We start from the raw sequence: 18,369 nt of genomic DNA on the forward strand, positions 1-18,369 counted from the left end.
AGGTTGAAGCACGTTCTTTCTCCTGATACATCATCCGGCAGGCTGGCCGGAAATTCGGCCACTCAAACGAGCGGCACTGCTCTCCAGCCAGAAAAACTCAACTCCAACCAACACATCTAAAGGAAATGCCATGTCCACGGCCATAGATTTGACCGTCAATGAAGCCGGCCTTGCACGGGCCGTTGAAAGAGCCCGTGAACGGGGCGTGATCATCCCCACCTTCGCCCAGATGCGCGACCCCGAATCCATCCCCCAGGCCATGCGGCGCCGTCTGGCCCAGCTCGGGCTCTGGGATCTGGATCCGGCCAACCTCTTCCGCATCACCTGGCGCAATGCGCCCACGCCTTCGGGCGGCGGGTTCGGCGGGGTCAATCATCTGGTCCTGCCTCCGGAGCTGACCGGAGCGCCCTGCCGGATCGTGGTGCTCATCGGCAAATGGTTTCCCACGGGCGCGCACAAGGTGGGCGCGGCATTCGGCTGCCTCGTGCCCCGGCTGGTCACGGGCCAGTTCGACCCCACCACCCAGAAGGCTGTCTGGCCCTCCACGGGCAACTACTGCCGGGGCGGGGCGTACGATTCGGCCCTGCTGGGCTGCTCCTCCATCGCCATTCTGCCCGAGGGCATGAGCCGGGAGCGCTTCGAGTGGCTGACCAAAGTGGCCGGAGAGATCATCAAGACGCCGGGGTCGGAATCCAATGTCAAGGAAATTTTCGACAAGTGCCATGAACTGCGCGCTTCCGGGGACGACGTGGTCATCTTCAACCAGTTCGACGAGTTCGGAAACTACCTCTGGCACCACGAAATCACCGGTCCGGCCCTGGAAGAGGTCATGACAGACCTCACGGACAAGCCCTCCCGGATTCGCGGCCTGATCCTGGCCACCGGCTCCGGCGGCACCCTGGCCGCCGGCGACTACCTCAAAGCCCGCTTCCCGTCCCTGAAAATCGCGGCCTGCGAGGCCGCCCAATGCCCGACGCTGCTCTACAACGGCTTCGGCGAGCACCGCATCGAGGGCATCGGGGACAAGCACGTGCCCTGGGTGCACAACGTCAAAAATACGGACATGATCCTGGCCATCGACGACGAGGCCCCCATGCAGTTGATCCGTCTGGCCAACGAAGAGGCCGGGCGCGAGTACCTGTCCTCCCGGGGCGTCGCTCCCTCCCTGGTGGAACAACTGGACCTGATCGGCATTTCCGGCTGGTCGAATATCATTGCCGCAGCCAAGTTCGCCAAATGGTACGAGCTGGGTCCGAAGGACGTGGTGGCCACCGTGGCCACGGACTCCATGGAAATGTACAACAGCCGCCTGGAGGAACTGACCGCTGAACGCGGGCCGTTCACGACCGTCAACGCAGCCGTGGCCCATGAACGACACCTGCTGGGCCAGGGCCTGGACAACCTTCTTGAACTGAACCACCGGGACCGCAAGCGCGTTCACAACCTGAAGTACTTCACCTGGGTCGAGCAGCAGGGCAAGACCTTCGAGGAAATCCAGGCCCAGTGGCACGACGAGGACTACTGGGATCGCATCCCCCGCCAACTGCTGGAGATCGATCGATTGATCGAGGCTTTTAATGAGCGTGTGGGGTTGTTGGCCGAGCTAGAGCAGGAAGGTGGGAAATAATTCTTCCAGCCGAATCCGGTGGAAAGGCGAATCGCCCGTTTTCATACGTTGAAACAGTTACCCCCTTGACCGCTGTTGCAATCAACAGAATCGTGTTGCTGTTTGACAATCGAGTGCTGGAAATTCTACCTTGAGCATGTACCAGAATATGTACACAAGGAGACAGAAATGACCACCATGACCGCCACGGACGCCCGCAAGAATTTCTTCGACCTGATCAAGTGCGTCAATGAACGCCATGAGGTCTATCATATCCGGCACAGAAACGGCGATGCGGTTCTCATGTCCCAAGATGAATATGAGAGCATCCAGGAGACGCTGGAGCTTTTATCTACTCCCGGTTTTCGCGAGGAATTCAACTCCGCCCGCCAGGAAGCCCAAACAGGGGAGACCCTTTCGTTTGATGAAGTCTTCGGGGAGAGTCAGTGACCTACCGGATTCGATTCACTCGCAAGGCCGCCAAGGACATTGAAAAGCTCACTCCAAAACTTCGGGACAAATTAAAGGATATTCTTCGAAATCGCCTAGCCGTTGATCCATACTCGGGCAAGGCGCTTGTGGGCAACCTGAAGGGGTACTACTCGGTTCGCCTGGGATTCAAGGATCGAATCGTGTACTCGATCCTTGAGGATGAGTTGATCGTACTCGTCATCAGAGCCAGGACCTACTATGGAGATTAACGCTACGGCGAAACTTCGATTTACCTGCGAAAACGCCTGGGAGACAAAGAAACACTACTGATTTCGAACGTATCGAAGAAATATTTCGGGATCATGGGCTGGCCTTTGCTGGGAACGCGAGGCTCTGCACTCGCGGTTCCTGAAGAGCGGGTACGGAGCCCCGCGTTCCCGGGGTTTGCGTTTCCTGCGTTGCTCATGGGCCAGTCTTCGGGGAAATTGAGAGAATTGCAACTGATCGTAGAGGAAAAAGCCGATGAAATACGCAAGCACTGGGACGAGCACTTCAGGACCTGAGGTGACCGATATTTCCCCGTTCGGCCTCTGGATCTTGTATGGGGGCAGGGAATACTTTCTGGATTACGAGGCATTTCCGTGGTTCCTGGAAGCACCTGTTCAGAAGATCTTTCGCGTCATTGAAGAGGGAAGGGATCATTTGCGATGGCCTGAACTCGATATTGATTTGTCCCTGGATTCGATCAAGGAACCTGGAATTTTCCCTCTCATCTACGAACCATCCGGCGCCTACGGACGACAGGACATCGAAGCCAATTCCGAACCTCGCCGAGGGCTGAAACACGAAATTGAAGATTGAAGCTCGACGAGAAGCCCACGGAACACGATATTCGAACTTATCGAAGAATCTTTCGGGGTCATGGGCGGGCATTTGCTGGGAACGCGAGGCTCTGCACTCGCGGTTCCTGAAGAGCGGGTACGGAGCCCCGCGTTCCCGGGGTTTACGTTTCCAGCGCTGTTCCCAAACCAGTCTTCGGGACCTATGAACGGCTCAAAACCTTTGTAGAGTGGGGCATCACCATGAACTTCACCTTGAACAACACCTCCGTGATCTACGACGGCGACCCTGACCGCTCCCTGCTCAATTGGCTGCGGGAGGACCGGAGGTTGACCGCGGCCAAGGACGGCTGCTCCGGCCAGGCGGCCTGTGGGGCGTGTCTGGTGGAGATAGACGGCAAACCGGCCCTGGCCTGCTCCACGCCCATGCGCAAGCTTCTCGGCAAGCGCGTGCTGACCCTGGAAGGCTTTCCCGAGGATTTGCGCCGCACCCTGGGCCGGGCGTTTGCCGAAAAGGGCGCGGTGCAGTGCGGATTCTGCACGCCGGGCTTTTTGACCCGGACCAAGATTCTGCTGGAGCAAAACGCCGCCCCCTCCCTCGAAGAAGTGATCAAGGCCGTGCGCCCGCACCTGTGTCGCTGCACGGGCTACGTGAAGATCGTGGACGCCATTCTGGAAGCGGCTCGCGTTCTGCGCGGCGAGGAAGCGGCCTCCATTCGTCCAGACCCGCCCAGGCTCGGTTCCAGCGTCGTCCGCTACGGTGCTTACGAGCGCGCCGTGGGTTCGCACATCTTCACCGACGACATGCATCTCCCCGGGATGCTCCACGGCGCGCTGCATTTCAGCGCCCATCCCAGGGCGCGGGTGCTGCGCATCGACACATCCAAGGCCCTGGCCGCGCCGGGCGTCAGGCGCATCCTCACCGCCACGGACATCCCCGGTGAACGTCATGTGGGCATGATCGTGCCGGACTGGCCCATGTACGTAGCCGAAGGAGAGACCACCCGCACCGTGGCCGACGTGCTGGCCTGCGTTGTGGCCGACACCATGGAGCAGGCCCGAGCCGCGTCGGCCATGATCGAGGTGAGCTACGAGGTTCTGGAGCCGTTGACCGACCCGGAGCAGGCCGAGGCAAGCGATGTCCTCGTTCACGAATCCGGCAACCTCTTAGCCGTCAAGACCATCCAGCGCGGAGGAGACGCAGACGAGGCCCTGCGGCGATCGGCCTTCGTGGTCACGGAGACCTTCCGCACGGCGCCCATCGAACACGGCTTCCTGGAGCCGGAATGCGCCATGGCCCTGCCGGACCCGGAATCCGGCGGAATCCATTTCTACACCCAGGGACAGGGCCTCTACCACGACCGCGACGACGTGGCCCGGGTCCTGGGGCTGCCCAGGGAGCAGGTCCGGGCGACAATGGTGGACAGCGGCGGAGCCTTCGGCGGCAAGGAGGATCTGACCGTGCAGCACCACGCGGCCCTGGCGGCCTGGCTGCTCCGGGCCCCGGTCAAGGTGAAGCTCTCCCGTCCTGAGTCACTGCGCATGCACCCCAAGCGCCACCCCATGCGCCTGGCGTATGCGGCGGGCTGCGACGACCAGGGCCGGCTCATCGCCCTCAAGGCGCGCATTCTCGGCGACACCGGGGCCTATGCCTCGGTGGGCGCGGCGGTCATGGCCCGGGCCGCCACCCATGCCACAGGGGCGTACCACGTGCCGGTGGTGGACGTGGAATCCCGGGCCGTGTTCACCAACAACATCCCCAACGGCGCCATGCGCGGCTTTGGCGTGAACCAGGCCGTCTTCGCCATGGAGGCCATGGTGGAGCGGCTTTGCAGGGCCGGCGGATTCGATCCCTGGCAGTTCCGCTATGACAACGCCCTGGATCAGGGCCGCATGGTCGCCACGGGTCAGGTCCTGGGGCCGGGCATCGGCCTGCGGGCCTGTCTGGAGGCCCTACGCGAGCCCTGGGAACGGGTGAAGAAGTCCGGCCGGGCCGGCCTGTCCTGCGGCATCAAGAACTGCGGCATCGGCAACGGCCTCGTGGAAGAATGCTTGGCCAAGGTCGAGATCCACGAGAACGGCCGCCTGGTCCTGCACCACGGCTGGTCCGAGATGGGCCAGGGCATCCATACCGTTGCCGCCCAGTTCCTGGCCCATGAATTGAATATCGACGACCTGACGCAAATCCAGGTGGACTCTGACACCCGCCACGGCGCGGTGGCCGGCGCCACCACGGCCAGCCGGGGCACCTACCAACTGGGCCGGGCCGTGCTGGACGCCGCAAGCAGGATCAAGGCCGACCTGCGGCAGGCCGGAAGCCTGGAGGCCCTGGCCGGGCGAACCTACGAAGGCCGCTACCACTGCACGGACACCGCCCCGGGCGGCGAGCCGGGCACGTTCCGTAGCCACGTGGCCTACAGCTTCGCGGCCCACCTGGTGCTGCTGGATCAAGCCGGAAAAGTTAAGGAAGTGGTGGCGGCCCACGACGCCGGAACCGTGGTCAACCGGCAGATGCTGGAAGGCCAGATCGAGGGTGGAGTGCTCATGGGCATGGGCGCGGCCGTCTCCGAACGGCTTCGCCTGGAAAAGGGTTATCTTGCTTCAGACAAATTCCGGGACGTGGGCCTGCTGCGTGCCGATGCCATGCCCAAAATCACGGTCATCGCCGTGGACAACGCGGACCCGGAAGGCCCATTGGGCGCCAAAGGCGTTGGCGAAATCGGCTCCATCCCCACGGCACCGGCCATTGCCGCTGCCTACTACCGCTTCGACGGACTCCCCCGCCGCACCCTGCCCCTGGAACCGCTGGGCGTCCCCGTCCAGGACGCCCAAAGTCCCGAAGGAGACACCACATGGAGCTGCTACTGACCTGCAGGCTGAATGTTCTGCCACGGTTTTTGGGTTACCTGTGAAAGCTGCTTTTCAGAGACCCTCGACTTGTTGAGCAAATTGCATTTCAAACCATGCCACTTATCTTTTATGTTGATTATTATGGCATATCTCATCCCAGCGTGACCGTGACCTTCAGACTCACCAGTGAAATACCAATTTCGCGCATAGTTCAGTACAGTTGCAGAGTTTGCTCAAGCATCGCCTTGACTTCACTTCGAAGTTCCGCTGGTGCCAGCACCTCCGCGTTCGGTCCAAAGCCCAAGACCCATCGCAGAACCTCGGTCTTTCCAGACGTGCGCATCCACAGTTCAACACGCCCATCATCTAGTTTGGTCATTCGCTGTTCTACCGACCAGTTGCGATCCTCTACATATCTGGCGACAGCAGAGCTGAATCGAACCGTGATCTCAACCGGATCATCAAAAAAAACACCAAAGGCAGTCTTCAGCCGTTCTTGGGGATCAAAGTCACCAGGGTATTCGAACGATGATTCCAGGATGCGCAGACCACGAATCCTTTCCATCGCCAGCAGACGGATTTCCTCGTACCGCGGTATATGCACGAACAGATAAAGCCCGCCGTCATGGTCGCATATGCTGAGCGGTTCCACGGCATAGGTCTTTATCTGTCCGGTGCTGTAGGCATGATAGTCTACCTCGCAGGTCTTTGAGGTGAGCATGGCTTCCGTCAGATCATCGAGGACTTCTTCTTTCTGGCTGTAATCCTTTGTTAATTTCGAAACAACAAAACTTGTTTCCGCGACTCTGCGTAATGACTGAGAAACATTCCGAGGCAGGAGCAGCGTGAGTTTGGCCAGGGCTTGCTCCAGATTACGACGTAGTGACGGTGCCCTGGGTAGCCGGTTATCCGCGGCAATGAACTGAATTGCCATGGCTTCAGAAGGCGTCAGTTCCACCTTGGGCAAGGTGATGTTCGGCAGACGGACAATGTAATCATCCAGCATTTTCCATTGCTTTGTCGCACCATTCTCACCCTTGGCGTCATAAACGGGAAAACCGAGATCCTGGATCGCGGTCAGGAGCCTATAGACGCTGCGTCGTTGCAACTCGAGTTTTTCCCCAATTTCACGAATGGTTGCCCCCTGTGGCCTGCTCAGGAGCTCAATGGCCTTGAGTAGATTCAGCAAAACTTTTCCACGCATCGCATCTCCATCTCGTGTTGTGACCAGATATGACACATCCCTATGTCAGAAGGTTCTGGCGGAGGAGCTCAGGACAATCGGGCGGCAACAACAATGCACTGCCTATTGTTCAACTTCCACTGGAAATCTAATCCGAACGCTTCAACGACTATTGCCCCCACAAGGTGGAGGATTCAAAAACATGTCCAACACAAGACAACACCACCAATTTGACGAATATTGCCGAAAAATCGCTCAGAGCCGGGAACGTGATCTGGAACTGATCAGGGAGAACCTCGGGCTGTTCATCGAAAATACCGAATACATTCTCTCTCGCCCTGAATATTTTAACATTACCTCTGATGCGGCATATCTCGGCCTCATAGTTGGATTATACTGGCAGATTCCTTTAGGAGTCCTGCTCATGCTTTGGCAAGAGGAGAAGTTGGTAACCACTTGTCCAGAGTGCCGGGAAAAAGCATACATCATTAATGCCCATGGTTCTTCGGGATCCGGTGTTAATAGGTTTACAGGCATATGCGGTAAGTGTACTTCAATTTTTCGCGGGTCACTTGCCTCCTTTCCTGAGCTTTGGCACGTTCTGCTCCGCATGCGTGAGAAGTACCCTTCGTGCAAGCCTCAGACGCCTTTAAGTACAAAACGGTTTTCATGGAAAGAAGGGGTTGTTGAGGTTAGCATCCCATCTCAAGAGACATTTGAACGAACTGCCTCGCTTGAAGCTAGCATTTCTAACCTAACACATGATATCAGGGTAAACATTCAACAATCCGAAAGGAGTTCAAAGTGACAAAAGGCAAAAACATCTCACGTTTTTTTTCAGACAGACACCTTGAAATGGTCGCATCAGATTTTCAATCTCTTTTTACAAAAATTTGCAACTCATGCGGAGATTTAGATTTTCAAATCAGGAACAATTATTTCAATATTTATTACAGAGGCAATAGTCTCGCAAAAGTAACTCCAAATATAATTAAGAATTCCTACAAGGTTGAAGTTGATAAAAAGTTTCATCTCAAATCGATAATTGAAAGATTAAATGATAGAAGATTTCCTGTAGAAAATATTTTTTCAGAAAATGGAAAATCTGATATTGCCGTTGTAGAATCATCATATATCTATGCATTTTTTCAATCTAAAGTTATCCAAAAAATTATGAAAAAAATTAAAGATGCAAATTATAGCGAAGAAATGTATTTTGAACAAACATTAATTACTGATAATTCTAAAAACAAAGACTTCATTATAATAGATAGACAAGTTAGTTTTCCAGGAAACAACAGGTCAAAAATTGACCTTCTTGCTCTAAGGAATCACAACAATATATACAAATTTGTTATTTTAGAAGTTAAACTTGGGAACAATCCAGAATTATCTGGAAATGTTGCTAATCAGATTGAAAGCTATATCTCTCTTGCAAAAAACAATATTGATTCTATGAAAGAGTGTTATAAAAAAAATTATCAACAAAAACGAGTATTAGGTGTTATTGGTGATGAGACTTGGCCAAAAGCAGTCGAAATTGGAAATGAAGTTGAAGGTGTAATAGTTGTAGGACACTACTCAGGTTTAGCTGAAAACAATATCCAAACCCTTTTGTCCAAGCATCCAAACCTTGAGAGCGATATCATACTTTTCCGTAATGTAATTTCTGAATCGTCACCTAGCATTTTTTACTATCGGAGCCCTAAATGAACATCTGCATTCACAGAGGCAGCAACCAGATCGGCGGCAGTTGCGTGGAAATCGAACAAGATGGGCAGCGCATCTTCGTCGATCTCGGTTTGCCTTTGGATGCTGAGAGCAACACACCAGGGTATCTGCCCGACGTGCCTTGCCTGATAAATGGTGATCCCTCATTGCTGGGAATCTTCATTTCCCACCCTCATCTTGACCACCTTGGACTGCTCAAACATGTCTCTCCAAAGATTCCCGTTTTCATGGGACCTGCCGCGCGTCGGATTCTTGCTGCCGCAAAACCCTTTCTTCCCAGCAACTGGCCCGATCTTCCAGCCGGAAAAGACTATGAGGCATGGACTGCCCTGGAGGTCGGCCCGTTCCGAATCACTCCGTATCTCGTCGATCACTCCGCCTACGACTCCTATGCCTTATTGATTGAGGCAGGCGGAAAGCGGCTTTTTTACAGCGGCGATTTTCGCGGCCATGGCCGCAAGGCCAAACTTTTCAACAACATCCTTACCCGACCACCACAAGATATCGACGTCCTGTTGCTGGAAGGTTCTTCGCTGGGACGTTTGGGGAAAGCTGAGCTCTTTCCTACGGAAGCAGAGATTGAAGAGCAGCTTGCCAGTGTGTTCGCCACGACCGATGGATTGGCCATGGTCCACGTCTCGGGCCAGAACATTGATCGTATTGTGTCGATCCTGCGAGCGACAAAACGCACCGGCAGGAAAATGGTCATGGACCTTTACACAGCGGCGATTCTTGAGGCCACGGGGAATCCAAACATCCCGCAATCCAACTGGCAAGACGTTGCCCTGTTCGTTCCGCAGCCTCAGCGAATCCAGATCAAGACGAACGCTTGGTTCGACCAACTCAAGCATCACTCCGCGAACCGAATCTATGGACAACACCTCCAAGCGAACCCGAAAGAATACACGCTACTATTCCGCCCACTGTTCATGAGCGACCTCGACAGGGCTGAATGTCTTTCCGGCGCGGCTTATATTTACTCGCAGTGGGAGGGATACTGGGAGCGAGGTCTGTACGATCATGTCAAATCCTGGCTTGAGTCCCAAGGTATTGCCAAGCAAAACATTCACACCTCCGGCCATGCCGGGACCGCGGAATTGCAGGCTTTCGTAGAGGCTTTGTCCCCGCGCAGGGTCGTGCCGATACACAGCTTTGCCCCGGATCAGTATGCAAACCTGTTTCAAAATGTCGAACCCCATTCCGATGGGCAATGGTGGGAGGCGTGACCAGATGTTGGATGCCGAAACCGTGGATTCGTTGAATCAGCTTTTTGGGCTGACGGGAACCGCCGAAAACAATTTTGTTCACTTGGATTGCCAGAGTGAATACAATCTGGACGGAAGTCTGAACCGGGTCCAAGATCTATGCGCGAGAGCGGCCGCTGATAATCAATCATCCGTGGCACTTGCGGACAATAGCAATCATTAGGCTTTCATGGTGAAAGCATAATAGTTTACGGTTGGTTACGATCAACTGCTTTTGACCAATGAATTAACTTGCCTGATCGATCAAAAGCTTGGCCCTGAACTGCTGTACTACGCAGTTGCCAAGCTCTCTGGACAAGCGAGCCATATCGCGCCGGGTACCGAAAATTATATCCCAATGCGACCCTACCTATTCGGAAACATCCCGCTCTGTCTCGATGACAAATATATTCCTATATTTCAATGTGATTGCAAATCTCTGGCCTATCTTGAGTCTGCATGACATAATTATTTCGCATTGCAACCTCGAAAACCCGCACCATGTGATCATGTACGCGACGCATTGGGCAACCGCCCAAAGCCCCGAAGGAGACACCATATGGAGCTGCTACTGACCAACGCCCGCTGGCTTGACCCGGATGATTTGACCATCCGCGATACGTGTCTGCGCGTCCGGCCCAGTCCTAACGGGGGCCCAAAAAAAGAGCTCGAGAACAGTCATCTTGAGGATGCGGAGACCTGTCTGGAATTTCACGATACACCGCCTGCTCACGGCAGGGATGAATCCGAAACCCGTTCCCAGGTCCGAGTCATCGACTGCGGGGGCAAGCTGGTGACCCGCTCTTTTGCCCTGGGACACCATCATCTTTACTCCACTTTTGCCCGGGGCATGCCCGCCCCGCCGCAAGCGCCCACGAATTTCCCCGAAATCCTCGACCTGATCTGGTGGCGGCTGGACAAGCGGCTGGATCTGCCCATGATCGAGGCCAGCGCCCTGGCCACGGCCCTGCTCTGCGCCAAGCGCGGCGTGACCTTCGTCATCGATCATCATGCCTCGCCCTTTGCCGTGGCCGGCAGTCTGGAAACCATTGCCAAGGCCTTCGAATCCGTAGGACTGGGCCATCTGCTCTGCTACGAAATGTCCTGCCGGGACGGAGAGGCGGTCAAGGAAGCTGGGCTGGAGGAGACGCAGCGTTATCTCGCCTCCGGCCGCATCGGCCAAGTGGGCCTGCACGCCTCCTTCACCGTGGACGACGATTTGCTGGCCCGGGCCGTGGCTCTGGCCGACAGATACGGCACAGGCCTGCACATGCATGTGGCCGAAGACATGGCCGACCAGAACCACTGCCTGCAACACCACGGCAAGCGGGTCGTCCAGCGTCTGGCCGATGCCGGAGCCCTGGCCTCTCCGCACACCCTCCTGGCCCACTGCGTCCACCTGGACGAGGCCGAACGCGAACTGCTGCGCGATTCTCCGGTCTATGTGGCCCAGGCCAGCGAATCCAACCTGAACAACAACGTCGGCCTGGGCCGCTACGACGATCTCGGCCCCCGGGTGATCCTGGGCACGGACGGGATGCACGTGGACATGCTCCGGGCGCTCAAGGCCGCCTTTATTGCCGGCCAGTCCGCCGAAAGCCTCGGATTCCAGGAAGCCTACGCCCGCCTGCGCCGCACCCATGAACTGATCCGGGAGATCGGCGCTCCCGGCGACGGCGCCAACAACCTGGTTATCCTGGACTACGACTCCCCCACCCCCCTGACTCCGGAAAACATGCTCGGCCATTTCCTGTTCGGCCTGGAGGCCATCCACGTGCACACGGTCATCGCCCAGGGCCGGCTCGTGGTCGAAAACCGCCGCCTGGTCAGCCGCGACGAGTCCGAAATCCTGGCCTTTGCCCGGGAACAGGCCGCACGATTATGGGATCGATTACGTTAGCCAAGTCGATTTCTCCGATGCATTTGTCATAGAATTAGTTACTGACAGCCACACTGGCATCCTGTTGACGAAAGGCAGACATCAGCCTATTTTTTTATGAAATATTTTGATTGGGTTCCTGTCAAAAATGAAACCCTGAAGACTGATCGCGGATTATCATTCGAGGAAATCGTCTTGTGCATTGAGATGGGGGGACTGCTTGGCATTGAGGAGCACCCGGTCAGGCCGAATCAGAAAATCTATATAGTGGAAATGGATGGATACGCTGTGATCGTACCTTTCGTGGAAGACAGCCGGAAAATCTTCCTGAAAACCGCTTTCCCGAGCCGGAATTTTACAAAAAAATATGGATTGCAGGTAAAAGAATGAGCAGATTCGACGAAAAGGCTTTCGAGCCTTTGGACCAGGAGGAAAAGGAACTGATGGATTCTTTGGAGCGTGAGGAATGGCGGTCCGTTCCGGATTCGGAAAAGCAGTTGAACGCCGCCCGTTTGACCGCCCGAAACACGTTGAGAAAAGACAAACGCATCAACCTGCGCCTTTCACAGAAGGACTACCATCGGATTCAGATCAAAGCCGTGGAGGAAGGCATCCCTTACCAGACCTTCATTTCCAGCCTGGTCCATAAGTACCTGGACGGAAAGCTGGTCCAGAAACCGTAGTGGTATATCCGCGGTCGATTCCCGCTACCAAGCAGGCAGCCTGAGTAAACTGATCAGAATGTCTATCAGATGTCTGCTAACGCTGTTGCGTCATATTAGTCAGCCCATCGAACTTCAAGGGCGGGAACTGGCCGAATCCCCTTTCCCGATTGGATTCGTCATTTTGTAGAAAGCTGTCTCCGGGCGTTTCAAGCAAAACGTAGGCAATCATTATGAAAAAGCTGCCTGTAGGCATTCAGACATTTCAGAATCTGATACAGGAACAGTACTGCTACGTGGATAAGACCCCATACCTGGCAAGCCTGGCGTCCAGGGGAAAATACTACTTCCTGTCCCGACCCAGGCGCTTCGGCAAGAGTCTTTTTCTGAGCACCATCAAGGCCGCATTCCAGGGCAAGCGGGAACTGTTTCAGGGGCTGTATCTGGAGAGCAACTGGGACTGGGAAAGCGTCCATCCCGTGGTGCATGTCAGTTTCGGATCGGGCGTCGTTCGCGACATCGAAGAATTGCAGGTCTCCTTTGACGAAATTCTCTACGACCATCAGAAGGCGTATGACCTGTCATTCGCCAAGGACAGCCGCAAGGGACGATTCGCGGAACTGATCCAGACCCTGCATGACCGCTACGGCCAGAAAGTGGTCGTTCTGGTGGACGAATACGACAAGCCGATCCTGGACAATATTGAGAGACCGGAGTTGGCCCTGATGGTCCGGGACGAGTTGAAGAACTACTATTCCGTGATCAAGGACGCGGACCCCTACCTGCAATTCGTCTTCATCACCGGCGTGTCCAAGTTCAGCAAGGTGTCCCTGTTCAGCGGCCTGAACAACCTGGAAGACATCACTCTCGATCCCGAGTATTCGAGTATTTGCGGCTACACCCAGGACGAACTGGAATCCGTCTTTGCCGAGCGCCTGCACGGGCTGGATCTGGAAGAAATCGAAACCTGGTACAACGGCTACAACTGGCTGGGCAAAGAGGTCTACAACCCCTTCGACATCCTGCTGTACTTGAAGTCCAGAGAATTCCGTCCTTATTGGTTCGAGACCGGCACGCCGACGTTTTTGATCAAGCTGCTTCAGGCTGGAAATTATTACATTCCCGCCCTGGAAGAGCTGGCTGTCAGCGAAAAAATGCTGGGCAGCTTCGACGTGGATCGCATCGAGGTGGAGACGTTGCTCTTCCAGACCGGCTACCTGACCATCAACACCGTGCAGCAGGTGGCCGGGACGAGACGCTTCCACCTGCACTATCCCAACCTGGAGGTCAAGCAAAGCCTGACCGACGCGCTGCTGCCATACCTGACCGGCGTGCTGGCCGCTTCGGAGGCGGCCAAATTCGCGGCCTACGACGTCCTGGCCGCGACGGATTTGGATGGACTGCGAAAGGTGTTTCAGTCCTTTTTTGCTTCCATCCCCTCGGACTGGTATCGCAAGAACCAGATAGCCGGCTACGAAGGCTACTATGCCTCCATCTTCTACTGCTACTTCGCGGCTCTTGGACTGGAAGTCATCCCTGAGGACGCCACCAGTCAGGGACGCATCGACATGACGGTCAAGCTGGAGGATCGTGTGTTCATCTTCGAGTTCAAGGTGCTCGGCAAGGATGCCCGGCCCGGTTCCGCACTGGAACAGATCAAGTCCAGGGGCTATGCGGACAAATACCGGGCTTCGGGAAAAAGCATCTTTCTGATCGGCGTGGAGTTCGAACCAATTGAGCGCAATATCGCCGGATTCGCCTGGGAACAGGCATGATGTCGTAACAATGAAGTCAGCGATGGCGGTTATCCGGTTGCCGAATTGTCGGCTCTTCTTTTTGAGCCCATGAGCCACGAAGTCAAGGAATCGCGTACAAATGATCATGGACCGCTTTCACCCCGTCCCCCACGACCGAATTCTGGTTTCCATGCTCGATGAACTCGAACATGGGCAGATCCTGGGCATTCCCAAGGCCTGTTTCTTTCTTCCCAGCCCAGCTGATCCCTTCGTCATGACCCGCTATGACCGGCGACTGGAAACACCGGTCGGCGCGGCTGCCGGGCCGCATACCCAGTTGGCCCGGAATCTCGTGGCCGCCTGGCTCTGCGGCGGCCGGTACCTGGAGTTGAAGACCGTCCAGATCCTGGACGAACTGACTTTGCCCAGGCCTTGCATCGACATGCGCGACGAGGGGTACAACTGCGAGTGGTCCCAGGAGTTGAAGCTGGAGCAGTCCTTTGCCGAGTACCTCAACGGTCTGCTGCTGATCCTGGCCCTGCGCCGCAGACTGGGCTTCCCCGGCAGCGAGGACGGACGCGACCCCGGTTTCATCCTGAACATGAGCGCGGGGTATGATTTGGCCGGAATCAACAGTCCGGCCATGACCCGCTTTTTGGACCGCATGGCCCGCTGCCCCGAGGAGATGGCCGAAGCGGCCCGCAATCTCGCCCGCGTCTGCCCTGAACTCGATGAGGTGAGCCTGCCCGACGGGGTCAGCACCAGCCTGACCATCTCCACCATGCACGGCTGCCCGCCGGACGAGGTGCAGCGCATCGCCCTGCACTTCATCGAGGACCGCGGCCTGCACACCACCCTGAAACTCAACCCCACCCTGCTTGGGCCGGAGCGAGTGCGCGCCCTGCTCGAAGGGCTGGGCTGGGATCTGGAAGTGCCGGACGCGGTTTTCACCCAGGACCTGTCCCTGAACCAGGCCTTGCCCATCATCCGCAACCTTTCCACCGCGGCCCGCAAGAATGGCGTGGAGTTCAACCTCAAGCTGACCAACACCCTGCCCTGTGTGAACCGTTCGGCCCTGCCCCGGTCCGAGCAGCAGGTCTACTGCAGTGGCCGGCCGCTGCACCCGCTGGCCGTGCATGTTGCCCTGCTGTTGCGCGAGAATTTGAAAGACGCCCCTGGCTGTCCCCCGATCTCCTTCTGCGCCGGGGCCGACGCCTTCAATACTCCGGACCTGCTGGCCGCCGGACTGGGGCCTGTTACTACATGCAGCGATCTGCTCAAGCCCGGCGGCTATGCCAGGCTGCGCCAGTACCTGGACGTCTTGTCCGACCGCATGTCCGCGGCCGGCGCCCGCAACCTTGAGCAGTGGCGGGAATACGCCCGGAACAACGGGCTGAGCCTTGCGGAGTACGCCAAGATCACGGCCGCAAGCTCCCGCTACGCCAAGACGCGCAAGACGCATGCCGACGTCAAAATCCCCCGCCCGCTACCCCGGCGGGACTGCTTCACCGCGCCCTGCATGGCGGCCTGTGCCGCGGGCCAGGACATCCCGGCCTATTTGGGACATCTGGCCGGAAGCAATGCCCCGGCGGCCCTGGACGCCATCCGGCACACGAATCCTTTGGCGCACCACCTGGGCCTGGCCTGCGACGCCAGGTGCCGCACGCGCTGCACCCGGAGCAACCTGGACTCCGCCTTGCGCATCCGGGAAGCCAAGGCCGTTGCCGCCCGCCTGGGCAAGGCGGAGGGAGCAGATTCCCGGATTACCACTCGCGCCGCAGGCAGTCCCGGAGCCGGTGCCCGGGTTGCGGTGCAGGGTCTGGACGCCCGAACTGCAAGCTGCGCCGGAACCCTGGCCCTGGCAGGAGTGCCCGTGACACTGCTCGTTCCGGATAACGCCGTGCATCAGGATACCATTCCCTCTCCAGCCCGAAGCGCCCTGCTCGCGGACATCGCGGATCTGGCCTCCTTGTGCATCCGGAGCGATTCCGAGGACGATTCAGCGTCCGGGAGCCTGCTGGTTCAGGAGCATTCCGGTCAAAATCAACGAGACTTCGAACACGTCTTCACTTTTGACGCTCCGCTGCCATCCGGTTCCGGCAGCCTGCCCCGGGCCGTGGATCAGGGTCGTCGGGCCGCGGAAGCCTATTTGCGGGAGCAAGGCTTTTCCAGTCCTCCCGCGCCGCAACGCCCCGATGTGGACGTGTCGGCGCTGCGCATGTCCCGCCACTTCCGCGACTTCGGGCCATTCGCCGATCCTGATCTGAACGTCCGCAAGAATGCCGATGATCAGGCCATGGCTCGCGAAGCCTCCCGCTGCCTGCGCTGCGACTCGCTGTGTGAAATCTGCGTCACGGTCTGTCCCAACCGGGCCATTGCGACCCTGTCGTCCTTCCCCGGTCCCCTTGCCGCCGGTCAAATCCAGCGTAACCCGGATGGCCGACCCGAGATTCTGGTCACGCAAAAACGCCCCTTGACCGACCGCACCCAGATCGTGATCCTGGCGGACTTCTGCAACGCCTGCGGCAATTGCGCCGCCTTCTGCCCGTCCTCGGACGCGCCCTTCGCGGTCAAGCCCCGCATCCACCTGACCAGGGCCAGCTTCGAGGCCGAAAAGGAAGGCTATTTCCAGGCCAGCCCTGATCGGATGGAAATCCTGCGCAACGGCATCCCCGCCAGTCTGACCAAAACCATCGACGGATTGCGCTATCAAAGCAAAAACTTGACCCTCACCCTGGACTCTGCGACTCTTTATCCGCATACGGTTGATCTGGCGGAAAATATTAGCCATGCGGACCTTGAACCGGCACTTGAAGCAGGTTTGATCCACACCATGATCATGTCCTCTTCAATCCTTCGTTTGGCTGCATGCGGTAACCATGCTGTTCTTCCCTTCAAAAACCAATGAAAATGTGGTCAGTGTGTGGTTGATGAATATTTCCAGAGCAGTTATTTGGTAATCTTCTCAGAGTGAATAATGTTGGGGTGGCACATCCAATATTGATCATTTTCCGTCAATCTGCTCCCCTTGGTTTTCATCGAAAGGGAAGCGAGGTTATACGACATGCATCTTGACTACTTTATCTGGCTGCCTGATATTGTAGAAAAACTTCTCGCTAAACATCATGTCTCGCAAGACGAAGTGGAAAGTGTCTTTTTTAATACGCCCATGTTCCGTTTTGTCGAGAATGGATACAGAACCGGCGAAGATGTATATGCCGCCCTTGGACAAACAGATGCCGGTCGCTACTTGATAGTCTTTTTTATATGCAAACCAGACCATGCTGCATTGATTATCAGTGCGAGAGACATGGACAGGAAAGAACGGAGATATTATGAAAAAAGATGAACAAACAGGCAAATCGAGCATATCTCAAGCTGGTTCCCTGGAAGGTATTGCATCTTTTTGGGATACTCACAGTTTATCAGACTATTGGGATACGACAAGGGAAGCGAATTTTGAAGTGAGAACGGATCGCACTCGGCGCATTGCCTTGGACCCGGAACTATACTCTCAGGTTGAGTCGAACGCTCGCTCCCGAGGCCTGCTGCCGGAAACCCTTGTGAATGTATGGGTAGCTGAACGTTTGAATCTTCTGAAAACAGCCCAGAGATGATCTCGCTGGACATGCGGGTAGACCTGCAAAAACTTGCTCCTGCCTGGCAAGCTGTTCAGGCCGTCGCTCCGATCGCGCATATCGAATCAGAACAAGACTATCAGCAAGCAACTGAAATCCTTCACCATCTTTTTTGACGTTTTCCGTGATGACAATGAACATCCTCTATATTCTTTGGTGACGATTCTCGGAGACATACTGGAAACTTATGAAATCAACCTTGAGCCTCATGGTTGAGGATTCAACACGAATCTCCGTAATGAAGTACCTGAGGGAACTGATCCATCTCGGGGTTCCAGTCAGTTTTGGCATGCTGTACGGCTCTCATGTTCGCGATGATTATCATCAATGGAGCGACATTGACGTGCTCGTCGTATCCGAGGCCTATGATACCTCATGCAGCAGAGAAGACATCAATCTGCTCTGGCGCACCGCGGCCAGAACCGACAGTCGGATCGAACCTCTTCCCGTTGGATTGAACCGCTGGGAAACGGACGACGGCAGCACCATCATCGTGTCCGCCCGGCGTGAGGGCATCCGAGTGGACACCGAAGAAACTGATAATCGAACAGAATCTGGCTAGCGTTACT

General features: G+C 56.3%; 18 protein-coding genes. 17 read left to right on the forward strand and 1 reads right to left on the reverse strand.

Annotated elements, in window-relative coordinates:
• Positions 1 to 130: 130 nt before the first annotated feature.
• From ACYQ15_RS10870 to xdh, 5 genes are all read left to right on the forward strand, one after another.
• On the forward strand, positions 131 to 1,627 hold the full coding sequence (locus tag ACYQ15_RS10870) for a pyridoxal-phosphate dependent enzyme (RefSeq protein ID WP_459937533.1): 1,497 nt from the start codon (positions 131 to 133) through the stop codon (positions 1,625 to 1,627).
• A 168-nt stretch (positions 1,628 to 1,795) separates the two neighbouring features.
• Complete coding sequence (locus ACYQ15_RS10875; RefSeq protein ID WP_459937534.1) at positions 1,796 to 2,056, forward strand: type II toxin-antitoxin system Phd/YefM family antitoxin; 261 nt, start codon at positions 1,796 to 1,798, stop codon at positions 2,054 to 2,056.
• On the forward strand, positions 2,053 to 2,307 hold the full coding sequence (locus ACYQ15_RS10880; protein WP_459937535.1) for a type II toxin-antitoxin system RelE family toxin: 255 nt from the start codon (positions 2,053 to 2,055) through the stop codon (positions 2,305 to 2,307). Before ACYQ15_RS10875 ends, ACYQ15_RS10880 begins: the two co-directional genes overlap by 4 nt.
• A 295-nt stretch (positions 2,308 to 2,602) precedes the next feature.
• Positions 2,603 to 2,899 carry a DUF2442 domain-containing protein gene (locus ACYQ15_RS10885; protein ID WP_459937536.1) on the forward strand — a complete coding sequence of 99 codons (297 nt, stop codon included), beginning with the start codon at positions 2,603 to 2,605 and terminating at the stop codon, positions 2,897 to 2,899.
• Positions 2,900 to 3,120: 221 nt separating this feature from the next.
• A complete protein-coding gene (gene xdh, locus ACYQ15_RS10890) occupies positions 3,121 to 5,745 on the forward strand; it encodes a selenium-dependent xanthine dehydrogenase (RefSeq protein ID WP_459937537.1) in 2,625 nt (874 codons plus the stop codon).
• Positions 5,746 to 5,938: 193 nt separating this feature from the next.
• On the opposite strand, the gene ACYQ15_RS10895 is transcribed toward xdh, so the two are convergent.
• Positions 5,939 to 6,931: a helix-turn-helix transcriptional regulator gene (locus tag ACYQ15_RS10895; protein WP_459937538.1), complete on the reverse strand. Its 993-nt coding sequence runs from the start codon at positions 6,929 to 6,931 to the stop codon at positions 5,939 to 5,941.
• Between the two features lie 181 nt (positions 6,932 to 7,112).
• On the opposite strand from ACYQ15_RS10895, the gene ACYQ15_RS10900 reads away from it, so the two are divergent.
• The 12 genes from ACYQ15_RS10900 to ACYQ15_RS10955 all read left to right on the forward strand — a co-directional run bounded on the left by ACYQ15_RS10900 (position 7,113) and on the right by ACYQ15_RS10955 (position 18,362).
• On the forward strand, positions 7,113 to 7,718 hold the full coding sequence (locus ACYQ15_RS10900; RefSeq protein ID WP_459937539.1) for a hypothetical protein: 606 nt from the start codon (positions 7,113 to 7,115) through the stop codon (positions 7,716 to 7,718).
• On the forward strand, positions 7,715 to 8,623 hold the full coding sequence (locus ACYQ15_RS10905; RefSeq protein WP_459937540.1) for a hypothetical protein: 909 nt from the start codon (positions 7,715 to 7,717) through the stop codon (positions 8,621 to 8,623). Before ACYQ15_RS10900 ends, ACYQ15_RS10905 begins: the two co-directional genes overlap by 4 nt.
• Positions 8,620 to 9,867: an MBL fold metallo-hydrolase gene (locus ACYQ15_RS10910; protein WP_459937541.1), complete on the forward strand. Its 1,248-nt coding sequence runs from the start codon at positions 8,620 to 8,622 to the stop codon at positions 9,865 to 9,867. The genes ACYQ15_RS10905 and ACYQ15_RS10910 overlap by 4 nt, the downstream gene beginning before the upstream one ends.
• A gap of 577 nt (positions 9,868 to 10,444) precedes the next feature.
• On the forward strand, positions 10,445 to 11,785 hold the full coding sequence (locus tag ACYQ15_RS10915) for an amidohydrolase family protein (protein ID WP_459937542.1): 1,341 nt from the start codon (positions 10,445 to 10,447) through the stop codon (positions 11,783 to 11,785).
• Positions 11,786 to 11,881: 96 nt separating this feature from the next.
• Positions 11,882 to 12,154: a toxin gene (locus ACYQ15_RS10920; protein WP_459937543.1), complete on the forward strand. Its 273-nt coding sequence runs from the start codon at positions 11,882 to 11,884 to the stop codon at positions 12,152 to 12,154.
• Complete coding sequence (locus ACYQ15_RS10925) at positions 12,151 to 12,447, forward strand: antitoxin (RefSeq protein WP_459937544.1); 297 nt, start codon at positions 12,151 to 12,153, stop codon at positions 12,445 to 12,447. Before ACYQ15_RS10920 ends, ACYQ15_RS10925 begins: the two co-directional genes overlap by 4 nt.
• Before the next feature lie 212 nt (positions 12,448 to 12,659).
• Complete coding sequence (locus ACYQ15_RS10930; protein ID WP_459937545.1) at positions 12,660 to 14,201, forward strand: ATP-binding protein; 1,542 nt, start codon at positions 12,660 to 12,662, stop codon at positions 14,199 to 14,201.
• Between the two features lie 100 nt (positions 14,202 to 14,301).
• Positions 14,302 to 17,070 carry a hypothetical protein gene (locus ACYQ15_RS10935; RefSeq protein WP_459937546.1) on the forward strand — a complete coding sequence of 923 codons (2,769 nt, stop codon included), beginning with the start codon at positions 14,302 to 14,304 and terminating at the stop codon, positions 17,068 to 17,070.
• Between the two features lie 156 nt (positions 17,071 to 17,226).
• The gene (locus ACYQ15_RS10940; RefSeq protein WP_459937547.1) at positions 17,227 to 17,511 is read left to right on the forward strand and encodes a BrnT family toxin; all 285 of its coding nucleotides are present in this window, start codon (positions 17,227 to 17,229) and stop codon (positions 17,509 to 17,511) included.
• The gene (locus ACYQ15_RS10945; protein WP_459937548.1) at positions 17,498 to 17,779 is read left to right on the forward strand and encodes a hypothetical protein; all 282 of its coding nucleotides are present in this window, start codon (positions 17,498 to 17,500) and stop codon (positions 17,777 to 17,779) included. The genes ACYQ15_RS10940 and ACYQ15_RS10945 overlap by 14 nt, the downstream gene beginning before the upstream one ends.
• Entirely contained in the window at positions 17,776 to 17,916 is a 141-nt protein-coding gene (locus ACYQ15_RS10950; RefSeq protein ID WP_459937549.1) for a hypothetical protein, read from the forward strand. Before ACYQ15_RS10945 ends, ACYQ15_RS10950 begins: the two co-directional genes overlap by 4 nt.
• Before the next feature lie 71 nt (positions 17,917 to 17,987).
• Positions 17,988 to 18,362, forward strand: coding sequence for a nucleotidyltransferase domain-containing protein (locus tag ACYQ15_RS10955; RefSeq protein WP_459937550.1), 375 nt, complete (start codon positions 17,988 to 17,990; stop codon positions 18,360 to 18,362).
• Positions 18,363 to 18,369 lie beyond the last annotated feature (7 nt).

It is taken from the genome of Desulfonatronum parangueonense (assembly GCF_054656975.1).